Source organism: Mesorhizobium sp. P5_C1 (assembly GCF_054049815.1).
The window spans coordinates 1-3,091 of the sequence record NZ_JBFULQ010000608.1 but is presented as its reverse complement, the minus strand read 5'-3'; the positions used below and the strand labels follow the sequence as shown (position 1 = coordinate 3,091).

General features: G+C 62.7%; 3 protein-coding genes. 2 read left to right on the top strand and 1 reads right to left on the bottom strand.

From position 1 onward, the window contains the following. Nucleotides 1-662, bottom strand: a 662-nt coding sequence (locus ACXJ7R_RS28730) for an NAD(P)/FAD-dependent oxidoreductase (protein ID WP_457154779.1), incomplete at its 3' end; no start/stop codon positions are given. A 103-nt stretch (nucleotides 663-765) separates the two neighbouring features. Between ACXJ7R_RS28730 and ACXJ7R_RS28725 the strand changes: the two genes are divergently transcribed. Continuing rightward, nucleotides 766-2,016 carry a cytochrome P450 gene (locus ACXJ7R_RS28725; RefSeq protein ID WP_457154780.1) on the top strand — a complete coding sequence of 417 codons (1,251 nt, stop codon included), beginning with the start codon at nucleotides 766-768 and terminating at the stop codon, nucleotides 2,014-2,016. Between the two features lie 87 nt (nucleotides 2,017-2,103). Then, nucleotides 2,104-3,091, top strand: a 988-nt coding sequence (locus ACXJ7R_RS28720; protein ID WP_457154778.1) for a hypothetical protein, incomplete at its 3' end; no start/stop codon positions are given.

Sequence of the window (3,091 nt, the reverse complement as noted above, 5' to 3'; positions counted from 1 at the left end):
ACATAGGCAAGTGCCGTTCGATAGGTCTTCAACTCGCCGTCCAGTTCCGGGAAAAGTTTCAACACCCAGGCACCGGCAGCGACGACGATGCGGTCGGCCTGCATGGTTTCGCCGCTTTCGAGCACGATGTGGCCGGTTTCCTCGTCGATTTCAAGGACCTTGCTGTTCTCGTAGACATTGGCCCCATTGGTCCGCAGCCATCTGGCCAGGCCGGAGGCGATCTTGCGGCAGTGCAGCGCGCCGCCTTCGGTCGAAAAATAGGCATAGCGGAACGAGCCAGCCTCAAGAAACGGCCAGCGTTGCGCGGCCACATCCGGCGCCAGCAATTCGAAAGGGAAATTCCCCTCCTCCAGGCCCTCGCGGTATTCCTCGGCCTCGTCGCCCGGCGCGCGCGAGATGCAGACAAAACCTCTGGGATCGAGGTGGCTTTCGCCGAGATCGGCCCACATCTCGTCCCAGGCCTGATAGGCTTCGGTGATCAGCCGGCCATAGCCGGTACCGGCCCGATAGGCACGGCGGATGATTCGGTGATGGTCGCCTGATGCCGCCAGCGGGTTGGGGATCGGTCCCTGTTCGACGATCGAAACGCTGTGGCCGGCCTTGACCAGCGACCACGCGGTGGAAAGACCAGCAATGCCCGCGCCGACAACGATCACATTCATCAGTTCAGTCTTTCCGCAGCCATATGGCTGGCTCAACGCATTGGGCTATCGGGCGCAACATACGGTCTGGAACCGGGCTGGCAAGCCGCGCTATTGGTCTGGCATGACCAAATTGACGCCACCTTATCTGGCCTTTGATCCAGCCACCCGCCACCTGCGGCTCGACCCGCACGAGCCGGCCTTTTTTCAAAATCCTTACGAGGCCTACGCCTTTCTGCACGGCACCTCGAATGCATTCTTCTGGGAAGAGTTCGGCTTCTTGTGCTTTGGCGGCTTCGACGACGTCAACCGGCTGCTGCGCGATCGTCGCTTCGGCCGGCAGAACCCAGCCGGCATTCCAGACAGGCGCGGTGTCGGCCAGGACCGCAGCCATCTCAAGGCATTCGACGGCATCGAAGCCAATTCGATGCTGGAGCTGGAGCCACCGGTGCACACGCGGCTGAGAACGCTGGTCAACCGCGCCTTCGTCTCGCGCCAGGTCGAACGGCTGCGGCCGCGTGTCGAAGCGCTCGCCAACGAGTTGATCGACCGTTTCCAACCCGAAGGAACCGTCGACCTCTTGCCCGCCTTCGCGGCGCCGCTGCCGATCACCATCATTGCCGAAATGCTCGGCGTTCCGGTCGAGATGGGGCCGCAACTGCTCGACTGGTCGCACCAGATGGTCGCCATGTACATGCATAGCCGCACGCGCGAAACCGAGGAGACGGCCAACCGCGCCGCAGGCGATTTTGCCGATTTCCTGCGCAGCCATGTCACCGAGCGGCGCAAGAACCCCGGTGACGACCTGCTGTCGCTGCTGATCTCGGCGCAGGAGGACGGCCAGAAGCTGTCGGAGGACGAGATGGTGTCCTCGGCGATCCTGCTGCTCAATGCCGGCCATGAAGCGACCGTGCACCAGACCGGCAATGCCGTGCGCTCGATCCTGGCGCAAGGTGGCGATCCCCGTCGCTTCTTCAGCTCACCCGAAGCGACCGCGGCGACAGTGGAGGAGTGCCTGCGCTTCGACGCGCCACTGCACATGTTCACGCGCTACGCCTATCAGGAGTTCGAAGTCGCGCCGGGCATCGTCGTACAGCCGGGCCAGACGATCGGGCTGCTGCTCGGCATGGCCAATCACGACCCGCGCGCCTTCGCCGAACCGCTCGCCTTCAACCCGGATCGCGCCGACCAGAAGAACGTATCCTTCGGCGCCGGCATCCATTTCTGCATCGGTGCGCCGCTAGCCCGGCTCGAATTGCAGGTATCGCTGAAAACCTTGTTCGACCGGCAGCCAAAGCTGCATCTTGCCGAACCGCCCCGCTTCCGCGACACTTACCACTTCCATGGGCTGGAAACGCTCGCCGTCGGCTTCTGACGATCGCGGGCCTGGGGCTGCGACATGTGGGTGTTTTCGAGACCGGCGACGGCGTTCGCGTTGGCAATGCTTTGCGCGTGCCTGGGGATGGCGCACGCCCAGCAGCAGCCGGAGAACATCCCGTGGGAAAACAGCGTGGCGATCGCCCAGAAAATGGCGGCCGGCCTGCTGGAGCGGCAGACCGGAGCCAAGGATTTCCCGCCGCCATCCTTTGCGGTGGARGTCGATCTCAACCTCGACGGCTTTCCCGAGATCTTCGCCTATCGCTATGCGCCTGGCTGCGACGGCATCCATTGCGGCAACTTCCTGTTCGTCCTCGAAGGCGACATCTACCAGGAAGTCCTCGGCGACATTCCCGGTGCAAGGCTGGTGCAGCAGGACAAGATCGGGCTCAGCGCCTTCAAACGAAACGGTTTTCTCGACATCCAGTCCGACCAGATGATGATCGGCTGGGACGGAAAACGCTATGTCGACGCCTCTACGTTTCCTGCCTCGTCGCTCGATGGCGCCGCCTTCATGGCGGCATGCCAGAAAAGCAGATCCAACGAGCAGCCGGCGGAGGGTGAAGCGGAACGCGTGAGCGCTGAATGCCAATGCCGGTTCAGCCGGTTTCAGGTGACCGGCTTCACGCAACCCGATCTCGATATGTACACCGCATCGCTGGGCGAGAACTTCGAATATCCGACGGGCGCGAAAGAGATTGCCTGGCAGGCGCTTCTGAAAAATGCCGAGGACGTCGCCACCGGCTGCGATGTCGCCAACGGCAAGAGCCAATGGCCGCCGGCCTACTTCAATCATGGCGACCAGCCGCAGCAGAAGTTGAATTTCGCCGGCTTCCTCGATGCCTGCCCGGCACAGGACTTCATCCTCACCAACCACAAAATTGGCTCACCGGATCGAGCGCTCAGCCTTTGCGGCTGCCTTGCGCGCGAAATGCCCACCCAGGGCATCAGCCAGGAGGGCCTCGATCTCGTGGCGCAGTATTATCGCAACGAGATTTCCGACGTCGATATCGAGGCAGAGGACGCCAATGCCCTAACCTTCCACGACAAGGCATCGGAGGCCTGCCTCAGCC

Excerpts from the sequence above, each read along its gene's own strand:
- ACXJ7R_RS28725 (WP_457154780.1), top strand. The coding sequence starts at position 766 with ATGACCAAATTGACGCCACCTTATCTGGCCTTTGATCCAGCCACCCGC.